Genomic DNA, 19,781 nt, shown 5'->3' on the forward strand with positions numbered 1-19,781 from the left:
CGATGCTAGCCGATACCCTGCGTTTCCTGATCCAGACCGCCTCCGACCTGTTCGTGCTGGTCCTGCTGCTGCGCTTCTACCTGCAGCTGGCCAACGCGCCGTTGCGCCATCCGCTGGTCCAGTTCGTCCGTTCGGCCACCGACTTTATCGTACTTCCGCTGCGCAAGCGGATTCCGGCCTGGCGCGGCTACGATACGGCCACGCTGCTGACCGCATGGCTGACCTCGCTGATCGCCATCGTGCTGCTGCTGGTGCTGGCACCGCTGCCGTACAATTTCGCACTGCCATCCAACTGGCTGTCGATGGCGCTGCTGGCGGTACTGTATGTGTTCCGTGCCACGGTCTACCTGCTGATGGGAGCGGTCATCGTCCAGGCGGTACTGTCCTGGGTCAGCCCGTACAATCCGCTGGCACCGTTGCTGGAACTGCTGACGCGACCGTTCCTGCGGCCGTTCCGCCGGCTGATGATCGGCCAGGTGGATCTGTCGCCGCTGGCGCTGCTGATCGTGCTTCAGGTGGTGCTGATGCTGCCGATAGCCTTCCTGGAGCGGATGCTGCTGGCACAATTGCAGTTCGGTGTCTGAGCGGGGCCGACTGACGGCGGTTTATGTCAGTTGCCTAGAGGTTGATCAATATTTTCCAGAAAAATAAAGAGTATGCTGACGCGCACGCGGGGCAGTGTCCCCGCGTGGCCTGATTACCCTGTGGAGAACAATCGATGAAAAAAATACTCGTGGCGTTGACCGTGCTGGGCACGATGACGACCCTGCCGGCGTTTGCCAACCTGCAACTGGCTCAGCAGAAGAACTGCATGTCCTGTCACACCGTCGACAAGAAGCTGGTCGGCCCGGCGTTCAAGGACGTGGCTACCAAGTACAAGGGTGGCAATGAAGCCGCGCTGGTGCAAAAGGTGATGAAGGGCGGATCGGGTGTCTGGGGTCCGGTCCCGATGCCGGCCAACAACATCAGCGAAGCGGATGCGAAGACGCTGGTCAAGTGGGTGCTGTCGCAGAAGTAATCTGGCGCTCCATGCCGGGCGCGGCGGCATCGTCCCCGCCTTGCGTCCGGCGCATCACCGCACGTGGCCGCTTTTCCGCACCATGCTGCTATAAAAGGTGGGCACCGACGGCCACCACCCTCGCCCGTCGCGGGGGAACCTCGCGGACCGCAGCGTCCTGACCTGGCGGGGTTTGTCGACCGTCCGGAGCGGGGATCGTTTTCCCGCTTCACTTTTATTGAAATACCTTGTAGAACGGCATTCCCCCCTCTATATATGTGCGTTGAAACGGGGGAACGGGGCATGTCCCCGCATTGCGGTGGTTGCTCTCAAGCGCTACCACCGGTAATCTGCCCGCCGTTTTCATCTCGCCGGATAACAAATATGGCCAAGCTGACCGAACAGGACGTCCTCAACTGGAACGGCGACGATAGCGACTACATGAACGCCGATCATCTGGAGTTCTTCCGCGAACGTCTCCTGCAGATGCAGGAAGAGTTGATCAACAACGCCAGTGCCACAACCAACCACCTGCAAGAGCAGGAGGCCACGCCGGACCCGGCGGATCGGGCCACACTGGAAGAAGAATACGCGCTGGAGCTGCGCACCCGCGATCGCGAGCGCAAGCTGCTGCAAAAGATCCAGTCGACGCTGAAGAAGCTCGAAGACGGCTCCTACGGCTTCTGCGAAGACACCGGCGAGCCGATCGGCCTCAAGCGCCTGCTGGCCCGCCCGACCGCGACGCTGTCGGTCGAAGCCCAGGAACGCCGCGAACGGCTGAAGAAGCAGTTCGCCGACTGATCCGGCACCCCGGCAATGTCTGGCGACATTGCCGCCATGAGCCTGCGCCGCCCTCACGGGCGGCGTTTTGCTTGCCGGGAATCCTGTCGCCGGTCCATGACGGCGCGGTATCGCGTTTGCACCTGCCGGCAAAGCGCGATAGATTTGATGCCTCGCAACATTTTCCCTCGCAGCCGAAAGCCTTCATCATGCAACGCCAGACCGACGACGTCCGAATCCGTGAGATCAAGGAACTGCTTCCGCCGATCGCCCATCTGTATGAACTCCCGATCAGCGAGGCGGCGTCGGAACTGATTTTTAATACGCGTCGCGATATTTCCCGCGTGCTGCATGGTGAGGATGACCGTCTGCTGGTCGTGGTCGGCCCGTGTTCGATCCACGATACCGCTGCCGCGCACGAGTACGCGAATCGTCTGCAGGCGCTGCGCCAGCAGCACGAAGACGCGCTGGTGGTGGTGATGCGGGTCTACTTCGAGAAACCGCGCACGACCGTCGGCTGGAAGGGGCTGATCAACGACCCGAACCTGGACGAGTCCTACGATATCAACAAGGGCCTGCGCATTGCGCGCAAGCTGCTGCTGGAACTGAACGACCAGGGCATCCCGGCCGCGACCGAATTCCTCGACATGATCACGCCGCAGTACTTCGCCGACCTGATCAGCTGGGGCGCGATCGGCGCGCGGACCACCGAGTCGCAGGTGCACCGCGAACTGGCGTCCGGTCTGTCCTGTCCGGTTGGCTTCAAGAACGGTACCGACGGAAACCTGAAGATCGCCATCGACGCCATCCGTGCCGCCGGCAATTCCCACCACTTCCTGTCGGTGACCAAGACTGGGCACTCCGCCATCGTCAACACCGGCGGCAACCCGGACTGCCATGCGATCCTGCGCGGCGGCAAGGAACCGAACTACTCGGCTGCGCACGTGCAGGCCGCAGCGGCCGAACTGGCCGCCGTCGGCCTGCCGCAGAAGCTGATGGTCGACTTCAGTCATGCCAACAGCCGCAAGGACTTCCGCCGGCAGATGGAAGTCGGCGATGACATCGCTGCCCAGCTGGCCGGTGGCGACGAACACATTTTCGGCGTGATGATCGAGTCGCACCTGGTCGAAGGCCGCCAGGACCAGAAGCCGAACTGCCCGCTGACCTACGGCCAGAGCATCACCGACGCGTGCATCGGCTGGGACGATACGGTCGACCTGCTGGGCACCCTGGCCGATGCGGTCCGCGCCCGCCGGGCGAAGAACGGCGCACCGTCCGGCAAGTAAGCATCGGCAGTGGAGACAGAAACCGCCCCGTGGCATCGGCCACGGGGCGGTTTCTTTCTGTCTGGCGGCTGTGGACAGCACGGTCGAAAAGCCGGCCTTCAGTCGGGCGCGACACCGCCCTGCCCGGCCGCCAGGCTGGCCACATCGTCCAGCGTATTGAGATTGGGGAACGGCTGCCCGAATGCCACCGTGGCGTGGCGCAGGCCGCCCAGCCAGCCGCGGATGCTGCGCCCGCCGCCAAGCAGGTAATCCGCCAGCGACGCGGCCTGGCCGGTCCTGACCATCATCAGTGTCGGGTGCCAGCGCTCACTGTCGCTGGCGGATACGGCGTCGTGGCCGGCTGCCAGGGCATCCAGTAATCGCGAAGCGAAATTGTCCGGCAGTCTGACCGTGTCCACGCTGATGACCAGCAGCGGTTCGCCTGTGGATAACAATGGGGACAATTGTGCCGCGTGCAGGCCGGCCAGCGGTCCGAGCGAGCCGGGAAGCACGTCCGGCAGCACCGGTACGCCCAGTGCCGCATAGTCGTCGAGGTGGCGGTTGGCGCTGATCAGAACCTGCCGCGGCGGCTCTGCCTGGCGTGACAGCGCCGCGAGCGAGCAGCGGATCAGCGGCGTCTGGCCGAGGCGGACCCAGCCCTTGTCGACGCCGCCCATCCGCGATGCCTGGCCGCCTGCCAGGATCAGTGCCGAGTAGGCGCGGACATTTCCGGTCTTATTTTCCATGCAGGAAAATCCGGCCTGAGTTGTGGATAACTTTGTGCATGGAAATTGTCAATACTCTTGTCTTATGGCGGGCTTATTCCGGTTTCACGCAGAACATGCTGTTATTGCAGGATTTTCTGCTGCCATTGCTGAAATGTTTCACGGGAAACATTGCCGTGCAGCCTGTGCATAAAACGGTGGATGAAAATCGCGGTGGCACGGTCTGGGCGGAAGCGGGACAACGCCGCGCTGTGGACAAGTCTATGGATAAAGTGTGGGCAGGGTGTGACTTATTTGGGGGTATCTTCCCAGCGCGCGGCGGCGCTGTCGTCGCTGTCCTTGGCGTCCACCCAGCGCGACTGACCATCCGCTCCCCATTCGCGCTTCCAGAACGGCGCCCGGGTCTTCAGCCAGTCCATGACGAACTCGCAGCCCTCGAAGGCCGCGCGGCGGTGGGCCGAGGCGGTGACGACCAGCACGATGCGTTCGGACAGTTCCAGCCGGCCTACCCTGTGGATAACCGTGACGCCATCCAGTGGCCAGCGGCGGCCGGCGTCATCGATGATGGCCGCCAGTTCGCTTTCGGTCATGCCCGGATAGTGCTCGAGTTCCAGGGCGACCACGTTGTCACCATCACCGAAATCGCGGACCAGGCCGACAAAGGCGGTCACGGCGCCGATACCGGGGCGCTGGTAACGCGCGATCTCGGCGGCAGTATCGAAGTCGTCGTGGCTGACACGGATATGGACGTCCATTTCAGCCTCCGGTGACCGGCGGGAAGATCGCGATTTCGTCGCCCTCGCTGAGCACGGTGTCCACGGTGGCGATCGCCTGGTTGCGGGCGACGCGGAACGGGCGCCCGCCTCCCAGCGCTTCGCGCCAGTTGTCGCCCCGGGCGACCAGCAGGTCGATCAGGGCGCCGATGGTGGTGCCGGAGAATTCCAGGTGTTCTTCCGCGCGGCCGAAGGTGTCGCGCAGGCGGGCGAAGTACAGGATGTGTAGCTGCATGGCGTTTTCAGATGGGTGACAGACGGGGCAACGGAACTATATGCGTTCGACGGCCGGGCTGCCATCGTCCGGACGGCATAGACGACAGAGGCCGTTCGCGGACGAACGGCCTCTGATGCCTGCCCGGGCCATGTCATGCCCACGGCCGGGCGGTCCCCGTTAGCGGGGACGAAAGGTGCGGGATTTAGCGCACGACCTGGGCCAGCGCGCCGCTGGCGTAGCGATTGGCCATGGTGTCGAGGTTGACCGGCTTGATCTTGCTGGCCTGACCGGCCGAGCCGAAGGCTTCGTAGCGGGCGATGCACAGGTCGCGCATCGCGTCGGTGGAGACCTTCAGGAATTTGCGCGGGTCGAATTCGGCCGGATGCTGGGCCAGGAAGCGACGCACGGCGCCGGTGCTGGCCAGACGCAGGTCGGTGTCGATATTGACCTTGCGCACGCCGTGCTTGATGCCTTCGACGATTTCCTCGACCGGCACGCCATAGGTTTCACCGAGATCGCCGCCGAACTCGTTGATGATCTTCAGCCATTCCTGCGGCACGCTGGACGAGCCGTGCATCACCAGATGGGTGTTCGGGATGCGGGCGTGGATTTCCTTGATGCGGTCGATGCGCAGCACGTCGCCGGTGGGCTTCTTGGAGAACTTGTACGCGCCGTGGCTGGTGCCGATGGCGATGGCCAGCGCGTCGACGCCGGTATCCTTGACGAATTGCGCGGCTTCTTCCGGGTCGGTCAGCAACTGGCTGTGATCGAGCACGCCTTCGGCGCCGACGCCGTCTTCCTCGCCGGCCATGCCGGTTTCCAGACTGCCGAGGCAGCCGATCTCGCCTTCGACCGACACGCCGCAGGCATGGGCGAAGTTGACCACGGTGCGGGTCACGTCGACGTTGTAGTCGTAGTCGGCCGGGGACTTGCCGTCACTCTTCAGGCTGCCGTCCATCATCACCGAGCTGAAGCCGAGCTGGATCGAGCGCTGGCACACATCCGGGCTGGTGCCGTGGTCCTGGTGCATGACCACCGGGATATGCGGAAACTCTTCGATCGCGGCCAGGATCAGGTGGCGCAGGAACGGTGCGCCGGCGTATTTGCGCGCACCGGCCGAGGCCTGGACGATCACCGGCGCGTCGACCTTGTCGGCGGCTTCCATGATGGCGCGCATCTGTTCGAGGTTGTTGACGTTGAAGGCCGGCAGGCCATAGCTGTATTCGGCTGCATGATCGAGCAGCTGGCGCAGGGAAACGAGAGCCATGTTTGGATTCTCCAGAAAACGGCGCGCACGGCAGGGGCCGCGCGCGAACGGGTAATGATCAGGCCTTGCTCACGCTGCTCAGCGCAACGCCGGCCACCATGAAGGAACTGCCGGCAAAGCGGTTCACCCAGCGCATCCGCAACGGGCTGGTCAGCCAGTGCTTGAGCCGGGCGCCGCCGGTGGCGTAGACGAACTGCCAGCTGGTCTCGATCACGTAGAACGTGATGGCCAGCACCAGCAACTGCGGGCCTTGCGGCGCATCGGCATGCATGAACTGCGGGAACAGGGCGGTAAAGAAAATGAAAGCCTTCGGGTTGCTCATCGACACCAGAAAACCGGTGCGAAAGCGCTGCTGCCAGCTGGCATCGCGCAGCTGCGGATCGGTCTCGGCGACGGCGGGCGCTTCGACCCGGGCAAACCAGGTGCGCAGCCCGAGCCAGATCAGGTAGGCGGCGCCGGCGTACTTGATGACGGCGAACAGCAGCTCGGACGTGGCCAGTACCGCCCCCAGTCCGGCGGCGGAACCGGCCATGATCAGACCGAGCCCGACCAGCAGGCCGGACATGGTCGGCAGCGTATGGCGCACGCCATAACGAATGCCGTGGGTCATCGCCAGCAGCATGTTCGGGCCGGGAGTGGCCGAGACGAAGAACACGGTCACGACGAACAGGAGCCAGGTATTGAACGACATGGGCCACTCCAGGAGTTGCCGGGCCGGCATCTGCCGGGACCGGGATCAGTGCGAGGCGCGTTCGGCCAGGATGGCGACGGCCGGCAATTCCTTGCCTTCCAGGAATTCGAGGAAGGCGCCGCCGCCAGTGGAAATGTAGCCGATGCGGTCGGTCACGCCGAACTTGGCGATGGCGGCCAGGGTATCGCCGCCGCCGGCGATCGAGAACGCGTCGCTGTCGGCGATGGCGCGCGCCAGGGTCTGGGTGCCACCGGAGAACTGGTCGAACTCGAACACGCCGACCGGGCCGTTCCAGACCACGGTGCCGGCATGGGCGACGATTTCGGCCAGGCGGCATGCGGACTGCGGGCCGATGTCGAGGATCATGTCGTCCTTGGTGACGTCATCGACCAGCTTCAGCGTGTCGTCGGCGTTTTCCGAGAATTCCGGCGCGACGACCACATCGGTCGGCAGCGGCACATCGCCGCCATTGGCGCGGATCTTGGCAATGACCTTCTTCGCTTCGCCGACCAGTTCGGATTCGGCGAGCGACTTGCCGATGCCATGGCCTTCGGCCAGCAGGAAGGTGTTGGCGATGCCGCCGCCGACGATCAGCTGGTCGACCTTGTCGGCCAGCGATTCGAGGATGGTCAGCTTGGTCGACACCTTGGAGCCGGCGACGATGGCGACCAGCGGGCGGGCCGGGGCCTCCAGGGCGCGGCCGAGGGCTTCCAGTTCGGCGGTCAGCAGGATGCCGGCACAGGCCAGGGGCGCAAAGCGGGCAACGGCATGGGTCGAGGCCTCGGCACGGTGGGCGGTGCCGAACGCGTCGTTGATGAAGACATCGCACAGGCTGGCATACGCCTGGCCCAGCTCGGGCAGGTTCTTTTTCTCGCCGCGGTTCAGGCGGACGTTTTCCAGCATCACCACCTGGCCCGGCTTGATGTCGATGCCGTCCTGCCATGCGGTAATGACCGGTACCGGCTGGCCCAGCAGCTCGGACAGACGCTGCGCGACCGGCGCGAGGCTGTCCTCGGGCCGCGGTTCCCCTTCGGTCGGGCGACCGAGGTGGGACATCAGGATGACGGCGGCGCCGTGCTTCAGGCAGTGTTCGATCGATGGCATCGACGCGCGGATGCGGGTGTCGTCGCCGAGTTTGCCGTGTTTCACCGGCACGTTCATGTCCACGCGGATCAGCGCGCGCTTGCCGTCGAGATTGATGTCGGTCAGTTTGTTGAAATGCATGGCCTTGGAGCCCGTTAATAAATTGAGTGGAGGGCCGTAGCGGCCCTCCGGGGGATTACTGACGCGCGGCGAACATCGCGCGGGCAGTATTCAGCATCTGGCAGCTGAAGCCCCACTCGTTGTCGTACCAGGCCAGAACCTTGACCAGGTTGCCGTTGGACACCTTGGTCAGCGTGGCGTCGAAGTGCGAAGCCTCACGGGTGTGGTTGAAGTCCATCGACACCAGCGGCAGCGTGTTGTAGCCGAGCACGCCCTTCATCGGGCCGTCGGCCGCCGCCTTCATCAGTTCGTTGACTTCGGCCACCGTGGTGTCACGGGCCGCTTCGAAGGTCAGGTCGACCAGCGACACATTGATGGTCGGCACCCGCACCGAGAAGCCGTCGAGCTTGCCGGCCATGTCCGGCAGCACCAGGCCGACGGCCTTGGCCGCGCCGGTCTTGGTCGGGATCATGTTCTGGGTGGCGGAACGGGCGCGACGCAGGTCCTTGTGGCGGACGTCGGTCAGCACCTGGTCGTTGGTGTAGGCGTGGATGGTGGTCATCAGGCCCTTGACGATGCCGAGGCTGTCATTCAGCGCCTTGGCGACCGGTGCCAGGCAGTTGGTGGTGCAGCTGGCGTTGCTGACCACGGTCATGCCGGCGCGCAGCACGTCATCGTTGACGCCATAGACCACGGTGGCATCGACGTCATCGCCGCCCGGCGCCGAGATCAGCACCTTCTTCGCGCCGGCCTCGAGGTGGACGCGGGCCTTTTCCTTCGAGGTGAAGGCGCCGGTGCATTCGAGCACCAGGTCGACATTCAGCGCCTTCCACGGCAGTTCGGCCGGGTTGCGGGTGGCGAAGAACGGAATGGCGTCGCCGTTGATGATCAGGTGGCTGTCGTCATGGCTGACTTCGCCGGCGAAACGGCCGTGGACGGTGTCGAAGGCGGTCAGGTGCGCATTGGTAGCCAGGTCGCCGGAGGCGTTGACCGCCACGACTTCAAATTCGTTGCGCAGATTGTATTCGTAGATGGCGCGCAGGACCTGGCGGCCGATGCGGCCGTATCCGTTGATGGCAAGGCGAAGAGCCATGGCGTAGATCTCCAGTCATTCGTAAAGGGTGCGGCGGCGCCCGCAGGCGCCGCCGGTCAGGCTTACAGTACCGATTTCACCGTGGCGACGACGTTGTCGACGGTAAAGCCGAAGGTTTCGAACAGCACCTTGGCCGGCGCGGATTCGCCAAAGTGGTCGAGGCCGACCACGGCGCCGTCCAGGCCGACGTATTTGCGCCAGCCGTCCGGGTGGCCGGCTTCGATGGCGACGCGCGGCAGCGCCTTCGGCAGCACCGAGGCGATCCAGTCCTTGCCCTGGCGGTCGAACACACTGGTCGACGGCATCGACACCACGCGAACCGGAATGCCCTGCCCGGCCAGCGCGGTCTGCGCCTTCAGTGCCAGCTCGATTTCCGAGCCGGTGGCGATCAGCACGGCACGGGCATTGTCGGCATCGCGCAGCACGTAGCCGCCGCGGCGGATTGCGGCCACCTGACCGGCATCACGCGGGATGAACGGCAGGTTCTGGCGACTGAAGATCAGCGTGCTCGGGCCGTCGTTGCGCTCGATGGCAGCCTGCCAGGACACGGCGGATTCCACCGTGTCGCACGGGCGCCAGGTGTCCATGTTCGGGATCAGACGCAGGGTGGCGACCTGTTCGACCGGCTGGTGGGTCGGGCCGTCCTCGCCCAGACCGATCGAGTCGTGGGTGAACACGAAGATCGGGCTGATCTTCATCAGCGCCGCCATGCGCAGTGCATTGCGTGCGTATTCGCTGAACATCAGGAAGGTGGCGCCGTACGGCTTGAAGCCGCCGTGCAGGTACAGGCCGTTCATGATTGCGGCCATGCCGAACTCGCGCACACCGTAGTACACGTAGTTGCCGCCTTCGGCGCTGTTGGCGTCCTTCGAGCCGGACCACAGCGTCAGGTTCGAGCTGGCCAGGTCGGCCGAGCCACCGAGCAGCTCCGGCAGCTTCGGCGCGAAGGCTTCAATGGCGTTCTGCGATGCCTTGCGGGTGGCCAGCGTCTCGCCCTTGGCGGCGATCTGCGCGACCACGTCGGCGGCGAAGGCGGCCCAGTCGGCCGGCAGCTTGCCACCGATGCGGCGTTCGAATTCGTCGGCGAGGGCCGGGAAAGCGGCACGGTAGGCATTGAAGCGCGCGGTCCAGTCGGCTTCGGCGGCATTGCCGCTGTCGCGGGCGCTCCAGCCGGCATAGATGTCGGCCGGGATCTCGAACGGCGCATGCGGCCAGCCGAGGAATTCGCGGGCGGCGGCGATTTCGGTCGCGCCCAGCGGGGCGCCGTGCACGTTGTGGCCGCCCTGCTTGTTCGGCGCGCCCATGCCGATCACGGTCTTGCAGCAGATCAGCGTCGGCTTGCCGGTTTCGGCGCGGGCGGCGTCGATGGCCTTCAGCACGGCGTCGACATCATGGCCGTCGACGTTGCGGATCACGTGCCAGCCGTAGGCTTCGAAACGCTTCGGCGTGTCGTCGGTGAACCAGCCTTCGACGTCGCCGTCGATGGAGATGCCGTTGTCGTCCCAGAACGCGGTCAGCTTGGACAGGCCCCAGGTGCCGGCCAGCGAGCAGGCCTCATGGCTGATGCCTTCCATCAGACAGCCGTCACCGAGGAAGACCCAGGTGCGGTGGTCGACGATGTCGTGGCCCGGCCGGTTGAAGCTCTTGCCGAGCACCTTCTCCGCCAGCGCCATGCCGACCGCGTTGGTGATACCCTGCCCCAGCGGCCCGGTCGTGGTCTCGATGCCCGGCGCATAGCCGTATTCGGGATGGCCCGGCGTCTTCGAATGCAACTGGCGGAACTGCTTCAGGTCGTCGATGGACAGATCGTAGCCGGTCAGGTGCAGCAGGCTGTACAGCAGCATGGAGCCGTGCCCGTTCGACAGCACGAAGCGATCGCGGTCGGCCCACTTCGGGTTGGCAGGGTTATGCTTAAGGTGATGCTTCCACAATGCGACGGCAATGTCCGCCATCCCCATCGGCATGCCGGGGTGGCCGGAATTGGCTTGTTGCACTGCATCCATGCTGAGAACGCGAACGGCGTCAGCGAGCTCTTTGCGCGTGACCATCAAAAAAACCTCGGAAGAGTGGCTGTGTAGGCGGGCCTGCCGCGCGGCACGGCGTCCGGGTCGGAGGGTCACCGGAGGCGCAGGACGCGAAAGCCTGCAAAAAAATCATGCGATTATCGCCGAATGACGACGTGGGCGGCAACCTTCCGCCTGCATCGAAGCTGTAATAAGCCCTGAGGGAGTTTTCATGCAGTCCACCCCGTTGCCGGAAGTCCGGCGCGTTCCTGCCAGTGCCGGTCGGCGCTGGATCGTCGCCGCATGGCGTCTGTTCCGTGACTATCCGCTGCCATGGATCGGCATCGGTGTTGTCTTCATGCTGATTCAGCTGGTGCTGAGCATGGTGCCGGTGCTCGGCCAGTTGCTGGCCGCGATCCTGACCCCGGCACTGATGGCCGGCGGCGCCGTGGCTGCGGCCCGCGCTGCGCGCGACGAACGCCCGCGCGTGCTCGACCTGTTCGGCTGTTTCGAGTCGCAGCGGGCGCTGCCGTTCTTCGTGCTCGGCGCGATGTACCTGGCCGCATCGGTACTGATGTACCTGGTGTTTTTCTCGCTGGCGGCCATGCTGGGCTTCAGCATGCCGACCGGCACGCTGGCGCCCGAGGACCCGGCGCTGCTGGGCGAGGTGGTGTCGGCCCTGCTGGTGGCGGCACTGCCGGCGACCTTCCTGCTGACGATGGCCTTCTGGCTGGCACCGATCCTGGTGCTGTGGCACGGACTGGCGCCGCTGGCTGCGCTGCGCGAATCGTTCACTGCCAGCGTGCGCAACTTCGGCGCGTTCTTCGTCATGTTCCTGTGGATGATGGCGCTGATGATGCTGGCGGCCATGCTGCTCGGCCTCGGCATGCTGGTGTTCACGCCGCTGGCGCTGCTGGTGCCGGTCGTCGGCTACCACGACCTGTTCGGCAGCGGGCGCGAGACCGGCCAGAATGTGGATGTCATCGGCTGATTGACCTGCACCAGAACGACAATGGCGGCCTGATGGCCGCCATTGCTTTTGCTTCGTTTGCTGCCCCCGGGGGCGATCAGATCGACAGTGCCAGTTGCGTGCCCTGCAGGATGGCGCGCTTGGCGTCGAGTTCGGCCGCCACGTCGGCGCCGCCGATCAGGTGCACGGTCTGTCCGCGCGCCTGCAGCGGCTCGACCAGCTCGCGCAGCGGGTCCTGACCGGCACAGATCACCACATTGTCGACCGGCAGCACCTGGGTCTCGCCCTTGACGGTGATGTGCAGGCCGGCGTCGTCGATCAGGTCGTAGCTGACGCCGTTGACCATCTTCACGCCGCGCATCTGCAGGCTGGCACGGTGGATCCAGCCGGTGGTCTTGCCGAGGCCGTCGCCGACCTTGCTTGCCTTGCGCTGCAGCAGGTACACCTTGCGCGGACTGGCATGCGGCGCGACCCCGGCGGGAGCCAGGCCGCCGCGATGGGCCAGCGCCATGTCGATGCCCCACTCGCGGGCGAAGGCAGCCGGGTCGAGGCTGGTCGATTCGCCGCCCTGGGTCAGGTATTCGGCGGTGTCGAAGCCGATGCCGCCGGCGCCGATGATGGCGACGGTCTTGCCGACCGGTTTCTTGTGCTTCAGCACGTCGACGTAGCTGAGCACCTTCGGGTGTTCGATGCCGGGAATGGCCGGCAGGCGTGGCGCGATGCCGGTGGCCAGGATCACCTCGTCGAAGCCGGCCAGGTCGTCGGCGCCGACGCGGTGGCCGAGGCGCAGCTCGACGCCGGTCAGCTCGATCTGGCGACGGAAATAGCGCAGCGTTTCGTTGAATTCTTCCTTGCCCGGAATCTGGCGGGCGATATTGAACTGGCCGCCGATCGCGTCGGCCGCGTCGAACAGCGTCACCGCATGGCCGCGACGGGCGGCTTCGGTGGAAAAGGCCAGGCCGGCCGGGCCGGCGCCGACCACGGCCAGGCGCTTGCTGCGGGCCGGGGCCGGCGGCGTGACCAGCACGGTTTCGTGGCAGGCGCGCGGGTTGACCAGACAGGAGGTCAGCTTGCCGGCGAAGATGTGGTCCAGACAGGCCTGGTTGCAGCCGATGCAGGTGTTGATCTCGTCGGCGCGGTTTTCCGCGCTTTTCTGCACGAAAGCCGGGTCGGCGAGGAACGGGCGCGCCATCGACACCATGTCGGCGCAGCCGTCGGCGATCACGCGTTCGGCCACCGCCGGGTCGTTGATGCGGTTGGTGGTCACCAGCGGGATGCCGACCGAGCCCATCAGCTTGCGGGTTACCCAGGCGAAGCCGGCACGCGGCACCATGGTGGCGATGGTCGGGATACGGGCCTCGTGCCAGCCAATGCCGGTATTGATGATCGTGGCGCCAGCCGCTTCGACCTGCCGGGCCAGGGCGACGATTTCGTCCCAGCTCGAACCGTCGTCGACCAGATCCAGCATCGACAGGCGGTAGATGATGATGAAGTCGGGGCCGGTCGCGGCGCGCACGGCACGAACCGCCTCGAGCGCAAAGCGGCAGCGGTTCTCGAACGAGCCGCCCCACTCGTCGTCACGGTGGTTGGTGCGCGTGGTGAGGAACTGGTTGATCAGATAGCCTTCCGACCCCATCACCTCGACCCCGTCATAGCCGGCATCGCGCGCCAGCACGGCGCAGCGGGCGAAATCGGCCAGGGTCTGGCGGATGTCGTCCCCGGTCATGGCCAGCGGCGCGAACGGGTTGATCGGCGCCTGCAGCGCGGATGGCGCATGCGGTTCGGGCTGGTAGCTGTAGCGACCGGTATGCAGGATCTGCAGCGCGATCTTGCCGCCGGCTTCGTGCACGGCGTCGGTCACGACACGGTGGCGCGCGCCCTCGGCGGCGCTGGTCAGTTCCGACCCGCCGGCATACACCCGCCCCTTTTCGTTCGGCGCGACGCCGCCGGTCACGATCAGGCCGACGCCGCCGCGTGCGCGTTCGGCATAGAACGCCGCCAGCCGCTCCGGGCCGTCGGGCAGCTCTTCCAGTCCGGTGTGCATGGACCCCATCAGGACGCGGTTTTTCAGGGTGGTGAAGCCGAGGTCCAGCGGGGCAAGCAGGTGCGGATAGGCGGTCATGTTTTTCTCCACGGAGGGGGCGTGCGGGTCACGGGAAGGCGGATGGCCGACGGCTTGGCCATGGTCCCGAACATACCGGCGGCCGTCGATGCTGTCAAACGACCGTTTGATTCTTTGGGCTTGTCATGGCCCGGGTGCCAATGGAATAGTAGGCCCGAATGCCGACAAACCCCGCCATGCAGTCAGAACGAGCGGCGGTCGCGGTGGAGAAATGGGGAAAAACGTCATGCCATTGACGCGCGTATTGTGGTTCGCCGGGGTCATCATCACCCTGGCCATGGGCATCCGTCACAGCTTCGGCCTGTTCCTGGAGCCGCTGTCGGCCGGCGGCGGACGGGAGACGATCGCCTTTGCCTTTGCGATCCTGAACCTGCTGTGGGGCGCGGCGCAGCCGTTCGCCGGCGCCTGGGCCGACCGTGCCGGCGCGCGCCGGGTGCTGGTGGCCGGCGCCCTCGCCTACGCCGCCGGTCTGTGGACGCTGGCGGTGCCCGGCATGCCGCTGCTCGGCAGCGTGATGATCGGCATCGGTCTGGCCGGCACGACCTATGGCGTCGTGTTCGGCGTGGTCGGCAAACTGGCGCCACCGCATCGCCGCAGCCAGGCGATGGGGCTGACGGCGGCCGCCGGCTCGCTGGGCCAGTTCCTGCTGCTGCCGGCCGGCCAGTGGGGCATCGATCATCTCGGTGCCAGCCCCACCCTGCTGGTGTTCGCCGCGCTGACGCTGCTGATCGTGCCGCTGGCATGGCCGTTGCGGGTCGAGGGGATCGAGCGACCATCGCAGCCGGTCGGCGACGCCTTCCGCGAAGCGATGCGTCATCCCGGTTTCCTGCTGCTGTCGGCGAGTTATTTCGTCTGCGGTTTCCAGGTGTCCTTCGTCGGCGTCCACCTGCCGGCCTTCCTGGCTGATCGCGGGCTGTCGTCCTCGGTCGGTGCGCTGAGTCTGGCACTGATCGGGCTGGCCAATATCGTCGGCACCTGGCTGTTCGGCCATATGGGCGCGCGGCACGACAAGTCGCGGCTGCTGTCGGGCATTTATGCCTGTCGTGCGCTGGCCATCGTGCTGTTCGTGCTGCTGCCGGTGACGCCGGCCAGTGCCATTGCCTTCTCGGCCGCCATCGGTTTCCTGTGGCTCGGCACCGTGCCGCTGACCAACGGCATCATCGCCGGCATCTTTGGTGTCCATTACCTGTCGATGCTGGGCGGGCTGGTGTTTTTCGCTCACCAGCTCGGCAGTTTCTTCGGCATCTGGCTTGGCGGGCGGGTGTACGACAGCACCGGCAGCTACGACCCGGTGTGGTGGGCCAGCGTGGTGCTGGGGGTGATGGCGGCGCTGCTGTGCCTGCCGATTCGCGAGCGACCGCTGCAGCGCGCGGAGGCCGGCGCATGAAGTGGCTTGGCGGTGCGCTGATCCTGGCCGCAGTGCTGCTGGCGCTGTATGGCTATACGCGGCCGGAGGCGGCGCTGGTCTACGGCAATCTGGTCGGGATGTGCCGTTAGCGGGCTGCGCTGCGCCCGTTCGCGCTTTTTTGTGGCCTGCCCCGGGGCCGGCCGTCTGGTATTCTTTTGCGCTTCTGCCTGCATCCGGGCCGGCAACGTGCCAAAATGGCGCCGTCGTCCCATTTTTGCCGTCATGTACCGCTTCCCTTCCGCCTCTCTCCTTCGTCAGACCCGCAGACATCTCAAGCGCGGCGGCGTGATCGCCTACGCGACCGAGTCATGTTTCGGACTGGGTTGTGATCCGCGCAATGCGCGCGGGCTCAAGGCCATTCTGCGCATCAAGGGGCGGCCGAATCACAAGGGAATGATCGTGGTCGGCGCCGGGGTGGAGGCGTTTCGCGGCCTGATCCGCATGCCGGACACGGCCGGGCGCGCGCGTCTGGCCACGCGCTGGCCGGGTCCGACCACGTTTCTGCTGCCGGCCGGTCGTCAGGCGCTGCCGTGGCTGCGGGGCCGGCATACTACGCTGGCCGTTCGCGTCTCGGCCCATGCCGGCGTGGCCGCGCTGACCCGCCGGCTGGGGCCGCTGGTGTCGACGTCGGCCAATGTGGCCGGCAAGCGTTCACTGCGCAGTGCCGCTGCGTGCCGGCATGCGTTCGGTGACCGCCTGCTGACGCTGCCGGGCCTGGTCGGCCGTCGTCGTCGCCCATCCACCATTATCGATTTTGCCAGTGGGCGTGTATTGCGATAGCTTTCGCACGCCAGTTAAAGTCCTAACTCGTCTAAGACAAAGGTTCTCTCAGTCGTGGAAACCACCCAATCCCTGTCGGTCGTCAAGCTGTTGCTGGATGCGAGTCTGCCGGTTCAGTTCATCATGGCCCTGCTGATGGTCATGTCGGTCCTGTCGTGGACCCGCATCATCATGAAATGGATCGACGTGCGCCATGCCCGTCTGCATACCGAGGATTTCGAGCGCGCGTTCTGGAGCGGTGCCGACCTCAACCACATGTACCAGCAAGTGTCGGGCAAGAAGGACGGCATCGGCATGGAAAAGATCTTCCAGGCCGGCTTTGCCGAATTCGTCAAACTGCGCCGCCAGCCGGGCGGTGAGCTGTCCGACACCATGGACGGCACCCGCCGCGCGATGAAGGCCGCCGCCCAGCGCGAGCTGGACGAGCTGGACCGCCATACCGCCTTCCTGGCCACGGTCGGCTCGGTCAGCCCGTATATCGGCCTGTTCGGTACGGTCTGGGGCATCATGCATGCGTTCATCGGGCTCGGGAACGCCGGCAATGCGACGCTGGCCACGGTCGCTCCGGGTATCGCCGAGGCGCTGATCGCCACCGCCATCGGCCTGTTCGCCGCCATCCCGGCCGTTGTCGCCTACAACCGCTTCGCCTACGACATCGACCGCTTCGCCAACCGCTTCGACACCTTCATGGAGGAGTTCTCGAACATCCTCCAGCGTCAGGCGACCAAGGCCCCGAACTGAGGCTGACCCGACAAGAAAACCGCCCGGACATCACTGTCCGGGCGGTTTTTTTTGCGGGGTGCTCAGCGTGGCGCGGGCGGACTGGCCGGCGGGGTGTCCTGCCCGGCCGGGCGGGTCGAGGCGATGCCGGCGCTGCGCGGCGTCGGCCGCTGATCGTCGAGGGCGGCACGGCGGCCGATGGCGAGCGGGCTGGTCGAGACCGGCACCGCGGCGCGAATGGCGTCGTACGGCGTTGCCGTGGCGCGCGGACGGTCCGTGGTGTCCCCGGACCCGGCCGCCAGTGCCGGCAGGCCGGTGAAGGCGCCGGCCATGGCAGCAAGGACGATCAGGCGCTTCGGCATCATTCTTCCGCCGTCTTCGCTTCCGGCGGGGCAATGACCTCGCTGTAGCCGCATTCCTTCTGCGGGCACACCTTCTCGGTACCGCGACGCTTGGTGGTCTTGATGGTCAGGATCGGCCAGCCGCATTTCGGGCAGGTCTCCGCCACCGGCGGGTTCCAGGTCGCGTACTTGCACTTCGGGTAGGTGTTGCAGCTGTAGAACAGCTTGCCGTAGCGGCTCTTGCGTTCGATCAGGTGACCGGTCTTGCATTCCGGGCACTCGACACCGGTGTCGCGCGGCTTTTCCAGCGGCTCGATGTGCTTGCACTTCGGGTAGTTGGCGCAGCCGATGAACTTGCCGTAGCGGCCCTTCTTGACCACCAGCTGACCCCCGTCCTCCGGGCAGACCCGGTCTTCGATGATGACCGGTGCTTCTTCTTCGGCGGCGGCCTGCTCGGCGGTTTCGTTCAGGTTGCGGGTGTAGTCGCAGTCCGGGTAGCCGGTGCAGCCGATAAAGCGACCGCGCTTGCCGAAGCGGATGTTCAGCGGCTTGCCGCACTTCGGGCAGGCTTCGTCGAGGCTTTCGGTGGTGACCTCGGCGCGGCTGATGCTTTCCTTCTCGGTGATCTGCTTGTGGAATCCCTTCCAGAAGCCGTCGAGCACCGGGATCCACTGGCGCTTGCCGGTGGAGATATCGTCAAGCTGGTCTTCGAGCCGGGCGGTGAAGTGATAGTCGACGTACTGGGCGAAGTGCTCGGTCAGGAACTTGTTGACGATCTCGCCGGTATCGGTCGGCTGGAAGCGCTTCTTGTCGAGGATCACGTACTCGCGATCCTTCAGCGTCGAGATGATCGACGCATAGGTCGACGGACGGCCGATGCCATATTCTTCCAGCGTCTTCACCAGCGACGCTTCCGAGTAGCGCGGCGGCGGCTGGGTGAAATGCTGCTCGCCGGACAGTTTGTCCACCGGCAGCACGTCGCCGACTTCCAGCAGCGGCAGCTTGGCGCTGTCCTCGTCGTCGTCGGCGGTATCGTCGACGTCTTCCTGGTACACGGCGATAAAGCCGGCGAAGGTCTGCACCTGACCGGTGGCGCGGAACACGCCGTCACCGACCGCGATGTCGACCGCGGTGGTGTCGAACTTTGCGGCGGTCATCTGGCAGGCCAGCGTCCGCTTCCAGACCATGTCGTACAGTTTGAACTGGTCGGCAGTCAGGAATGGCTTGACCGATTCCGGCGTGCGGAAGATCGACGTCGGGCGCACGGCTTCGTGCGCTTCCTGGGCGTTCTTGGCCTTGTTCTTGAACACCGACGGCGTTTTCGGCAGGTAGTCGGCGTCGAAGTGCTGGCCGATGTAGAAGCGGATCTCCTCGACCGCGTCGTTGGCGAGCGCCACCGAGTCGGTACGCATGTAGGTGATCAGACCGATCTGGCCCTGGCCGACGTCGATGCCCTCGTACAGCTGCTGTGCGGTGCGCATGGTGCGGTCGGTGGTCATGCCGAGCTTGCGCACCCCCTCCTGCTGCAGCGTCGAGGTCGTGAACGGTGCGGCCGGGTTGCGCGATTTTTTCTTCTTTTCCACCGCCGTGACCGCAGCGTCGTGGCCGGACAGCGCGGCCAGCACCGAGGCCTGGGTGGCTTCGTCGGGAATGTCGAACTGCTCGAGCTTCTTGCCCTGCCACTCGTTCAGCTTGGCGCCGAATTTCTGCCGGCCCTTGTGGCTGTCCAGATGTACCGACCAGTATTCCTGGGCGGTAAACGCACGGATTTCGATCTCGCGCTCGCAGATCAGGCGCAGGGCCGGGCTCTGCACGCGGCCGGCGGACAGGCCGCGACGGATCTTCTTCCACAGCAGCGGCGACAGGTTGAAGCCGACCAGATAGTCGAGCGCACGGCGCGCCTGCTGGGCATCGACCATGTCCTGCGAAATTTCACGCGGATTGGCGACGGCTTCCAGCACCGCGTTGCGGGTGATCTCGTGGAACACCACGCGCATCACCTTCTTGTCCTTCAAGAGCTTCTTGTTCTTGAGGATTTCCATCAGGTGCCACGAAATGGCTTCACCCTCGCGGTCCGGGTCGGTCGCGAGATAGATGGTGTCGGCTTCGCGCACGGCGGCGGCGATGGCGTCAACGTGTTTCGAGTTCCGCGCGATGATCTGGTACTTCATCGCGAAGTCGTGTTCGGGGTCGACCGCGCCGTTCTTGGGCACCAGATCGCGAACGTGACCATAGGAGGCGAGTACCTCGAAATCGGACCCGAGATATTTTTTCAGTGGCTTCGCCTTGGACGGCGATTCGACGATCAGCAGATTGGCGGACATGGAGTTCGAGACGTCAATAGTCCCTAAATGTATTCGGGAAAGCGGCGCCAAATGCAAGCGCCGGCCGGGTGAAGGGCGCGATGGTAGAGCCTAAAGCCGTTC

Annotated in this window: 19 protein-coding genes; 8 read left to right on the forward strand and 11 right to left on the reverse strand. The window is 65.4% G+C overall.

All coding sequences use genetic code 11. From position 1 onward, the window contains the following. Positions 1-2: 2 nt before the first annotated feature. The 4 genes from ACYVG8_RS11260 to aroG all read left to right on the forward strand — a co-directional run bounded on the left by ACYVG8_RS11260 (position 3) and on the right by aroG (position 3,063). Positions 3-584, forward strand: coding sequence for a YggT family protein (locus ACYVG8_RS11260; RefSeq protein ID WP_028498687.1), 582 nt, complete (start codon positions 3-5; stop codon positions 582-584). A 134-nt stretch (positions 585-718) separates the two neighbouring features. Beyond that, positions 719-1,018, forward strand: coding sequence for a c-type cytochrome (locus ACYVG8_RS11265; protein WP_460745826.1), 300 nt, complete (start codon positions 719-721; stop codon positions 1,016-1,018). 363 nt (positions 1,019-1,381) lie between these two features. Further along, the gene (gene dksA, locus ACYVG8_RS11270) at positions 1,382-1,798 is read left to right on the forward strand and encodes an RNA polymerase-binding protein DksA (RefSeq protein ID WP_028498685.1); all 417 of its coding nucleotides are present in this window, start codon (positions 1,382-1,384) and stop codon (positions 1,796-1,798) included. A 188-nt stretch (positions 1,799-1,986) separates the two neighbouring features. Continuing rightward, positions 1,987-3,063, forward strand: coding sequence for a 3-deoxy-7-phosphoheptulonate synthase AroG (gene aroG / locus ACYVG8_RS11275; protein ID WP_028498684.1), 1,077 nt, complete (start codon positions 1,987-1,989; stop codon positions 3,061-3,063). A 98-nt stretch (positions 3,064-3,161) separates the two neighbouring features. Here the strand turns inward: aroG and mobA are convergent, their stop codons facing one another. The 8 genes from mobA to tkt all read right to left on the reverse strand — a co-directional run bounded on the left by mobA (position 3,162) and on the right by tkt (position 11,059). Continuing rightward, positions 3,162-3,788 (reverse strand): molybdenum cofactor guanylyltransferase, encoded by a 627-nt coding sequence (gene mobA, locus ACYVG8_RS11280; RefSeq protein ID WP_460745827.1) that lies wholly within the window; start codon positions 3,786-3,788, stop codon positions 3,162-3,164. Between the two features lie 269 nt (positions 3,789-4,057). Further along, on the reverse strand, positions 4,058-4,522 hold the full coding sequence (locus tag ACYVG8_RS11285; protein WP_107888959.1) for a molybdenum cofactor biosynthesis protein MoaE: 465 nt from the start codon (positions 4,520-4,522) through the stop codon (positions 4,058-4,060). Between the two features lies 1 nt (position 4,523). Further along, complete coding sequence (gene moaD, locus ACYVG8_RS11290) at positions 4,524-4,775, reverse strand: molybdopterin converting factor subunit 1 (RefSeq protein ID WP_460745829.1); 252 nt, start codon at positions 4,773-4,775, stop codon at positions 4,524-4,526. Between the two features lie 184 nt (positions 4,776-4,959). Further along, entirely contained in the window at positions 4,960-6,024 is a 1,065-nt protein-coding gene (gene fba, locus ACYVG8_RS11295) for a class II fructose-bisphosphate aldolase (RefSeq protein WP_028498680.1), read from the reverse strand. A 58-nt stretch (positions 6,025-6,082) separates the two neighbouring features. Continuing rightward, positions 6,083-6,715, reverse strand: coding sequence for a LysE family translocator (locus ACYVG8_RS11300; protein WP_028498679.1), 633 nt, complete (start codon positions 6,713-6,715; stop codon positions 6,083-6,085). Between the two features lie 45 nt (positions 6,716-6,760). Beyond that, positions 6,761-7,939, reverse strand: coding sequence for a phosphoglycerate kinase (locus ACYVG8_RS11305; RefSeq protein WP_028498678.1), 1,179 nt, complete (start codon positions 7,937-7,939; stop codon positions 6,761-6,763). Positions 7,940-7,994: 55 nt separating this feature from the next. Next, positions 7,995-9,011, reverse strand: a complete 1,017-nt coding sequence (gap, locus tag ACYVG8_RS11310; RefSeq protein ID WP_028498677.1) for a type I glyceraldehyde-3-phosphate dehydrogenase — start codon at positions 9,009-9,011, stop codon at positions 7,995-7,997. 62 nt (positions 9,012-9,073) lie between these two features. Then, a complete protein-coding gene (tkt, locus tag ACYVG8_RS11315) occupies positions 9,074-11,059 on the reverse strand; it encodes a transketolase (RefSeq protein WP_028498676.1) in 1,986 nt (661 codons plus the stop codon). 187 nt (positions 11,060-11,246) lie between these two features. On the opposite strand from tkt, the gene ACYVG8_RS11320 reads away from it, so the two are divergent. Further along, entirely contained in the window at positions 11,247-12,005 is a 759-nt protein-coding gene (locus ACYVG8_RS11320) for a BPSS1780 family membrane protein (protein ID WP_028498675.1), read from the forward strand. 76 nt (positions 12,006-12,081) lie between these two features. On the opposite strand, the gene ACYVG8_RS11325 is transcribed toward ACYVG8_RS11320, so the two are convergent. Further along, on the reverse strand, positions 12,082-14,106 hold the full coding sequence (locus ACYVG8_RS11325; protein ID WP_028498674.1) for an NADPH-dependent 2,4-dienoyl-CoA reductase: 2,025 nt from the start codon (positions 14,104-14,106) through the stop codon (positions 12,082-12,084). 226 nt (positions 14,107-14,332) lie between these two features. Between ACYVG8_RS11325 and ACYVG8_RS11330 the strand changes: the two genes are divergently transcribed. From ACYVG8_RS11330 to tolQ, 3 genes are all read left to right on the forward strand, one after another. After that, on the forward strand, positions 14,333-15,493 hold the full coding sequence (locus ACYVG8_RS11330) for an MFS transporter (RefSeq protein ID WP_028498673.1): 1,161 nt from the start codon (positions 14,333-14,335) through the stop codon (positions 15,491-15,493). A 243-nt stretch (positions 15,494-15,736) separates the two neighbouring features. Then, positions 15,737-16,294, forward strand: coding sequence for an L-threonylcarbamoyladenylate synthase (locus ACYVG8_RS11335; protein WP_028498672.1), 558 nt, complete (start codon positions 15,737-15,739; stop codon positions 16,292-16,294). Positions 16,295-16,348: 54 nt separating this feature from the next. Continuing rightward, positions 16,349-17,035: a protein TolQ gene (tolQ, locus tag ACYVG8_RS11340; RefSeq protein WP_028498671.1), complete on the forward strand. Its 687-nt coding sequence runs from the start codon at positions 16,349-16,351 to the stop codon at positions 17,033-17,035. A 62-nt stretch (positions 17,036-17,097) separates the two neighbouring features. On the opposite strand, the gene ACYVG8_RS11345 is transcribed toward tolQ, so the two are convergent. After that, positions 17,098-17,379, reverse strand: a complete 282-nt coding sequence (locus tag ACYVG8_RS11345) for a hypothetical protein (protein WP_112692013.1) — start codon at positions 17,377-17,379, stop codon at positions 17,098-17,100. Continuing rightward, the gene (gene topA, locus ACYVG8_RS11350; RefSeq protein ID WP_028498669.1) at positions 17,376-19,679 is read right to left on the reverse strand and encodes a type I DNA topoisomerase; all 2,304 of its coding nucleotides are present in this window, start codon (positions 19,677-19,679) and stop codon (positions 17,376-17,378) included. The genes ACYVG8_RS11345 and topA overlap by 4 nt, the downstream gene beginning before the upstream one ends. Positions 19,680-19,781 lie beyond the last annotated feature (102 nt).

This window comes from Microvirgula curvata (assembly GCF_054781615.1).

Bases quoted from the DNA above. Each gene is read 5' to 3' on its own strand.
- ACYVG8_RS11300 (WP_028498679.1), bottom strand. From the start codon at position 6,715: ATGTCGTTCAATACCTGGCTCCTGTTCGTCGTGACCGTGTTCTTCGTC.
- ACYVG8_RS11345 (WP_112692013.1), bottom strand. From the start codon at position 17,379: ATGATGCCGAAGCGCCTGATCGTCCTTGCTGCCATGGCCGGCGCCTTC.
- ACYVG8_RS11325 (WP_028498674.1), bottom strand. From the start codon at position 14,106: ATGACCGCCTATCCGCACCTGCTTGCCCCGCTGGACCTCGGCTTCACC.
- ACYVG8_RS11330 (WP_028498673.1), top strand. From the start codon at position 14,333: ATGCCATTGACGCGCGTATTGTGGTTCGCCGGGGTCATCATCACCCTG.
- mobA (WP_460745827.1), bottom strand. From the start codon at position 3,788: ATGGAAAATAAGACCGGAAATGTCCGCGCCTACTCGGCACTGATCCTG.
- ACYVG8_RS11320 (WP_028498675.1), top strand. From the start codon at position 11,247: ATGCAGTCCACCCCGTTGCCGGAAGTCCGGCGCGTTCCTGCCAGTGCC.
- ACYVG8_RS11285 (WP_107888959.1), bottom strand. From the start codon at position 4,522: ATGGACGTCCATATCCGTGTCAGCCACGACGACTTCGATACTGCCGCC.
- ACYVG8_RS11260 (WP_028498687.1), top strand. From the start codon at position 3: ATGCTAGCCGATACCCTGCGTTTCCTGATCCAGACCGCCTCCGACCTG.
- ACYVG8_RS11305 (WP_028498678.1), bottom strand. From the start codon at position 7,939: ATGCATTTCAACAAACTGACCGACATCAATCTCGACGGCAAGCGCGCG.
- dksA (WP_028498685.1), top strand. From the start codon at position 1,382: ATGGCCAAGCTGACCGAACAGGACGTCCTCAACTGGAACGGCGACGAT.
- ACYVG8_RS11335 (WP_028498672.1), top strand. From the start codon at position 15,737: ATGTACCGCTTCCCTTCCGCCTCTCTCCTTCGTCAGACCCGCAGACAT.
- aroG (WP_028498684.1), top strand. From the start codon at position 1,987: ATGCAACGCCAGACCGACGACGTCCGAATCCGTGAGATCAAGGAACTG.
- moaD (WP_460745829.1), bottom strand. From the start codon at position 4,775: ATGCAGCTACACATCCTGTACTTCGCCCGCCTGCGCGACACCTTCGGC.
- tkt (WP_028498676.1), bottom strand. From the start codon at position 11,059: ATGGTCACGCGCAAAGAGCTCGCTGACGCCGTTCGCGTTCTCAGCATG.
- fba (WP_028498680.1), bottom strand. From the start codon at position 6,024: ATGGCTCTCGTTTCCCTGCGCCAGCTGCTCGATCATGCAGCCGAATAC.
- ACYVG8_RS11265 (WP_460745826.1), top strand. From the start codon at position 719: ATGAAAAAAATACTCGTGGCGTTGACCGTGCTGGGCACGATGACGACC.
- topA (WP_028498669.1), bottom strand. From the start codon at position 19,679: ATGTCCGCCAATCTGCTGATCGTCGAATCGCCGTCCAAGGCGAAGCCA.
- gap (WP_028498677.1), bottom strand. From the start codon at position 9,011: ATGGCTCTTCGCCTTGCCATCAACGGATACGGCCGCATCGGCCGCCAG.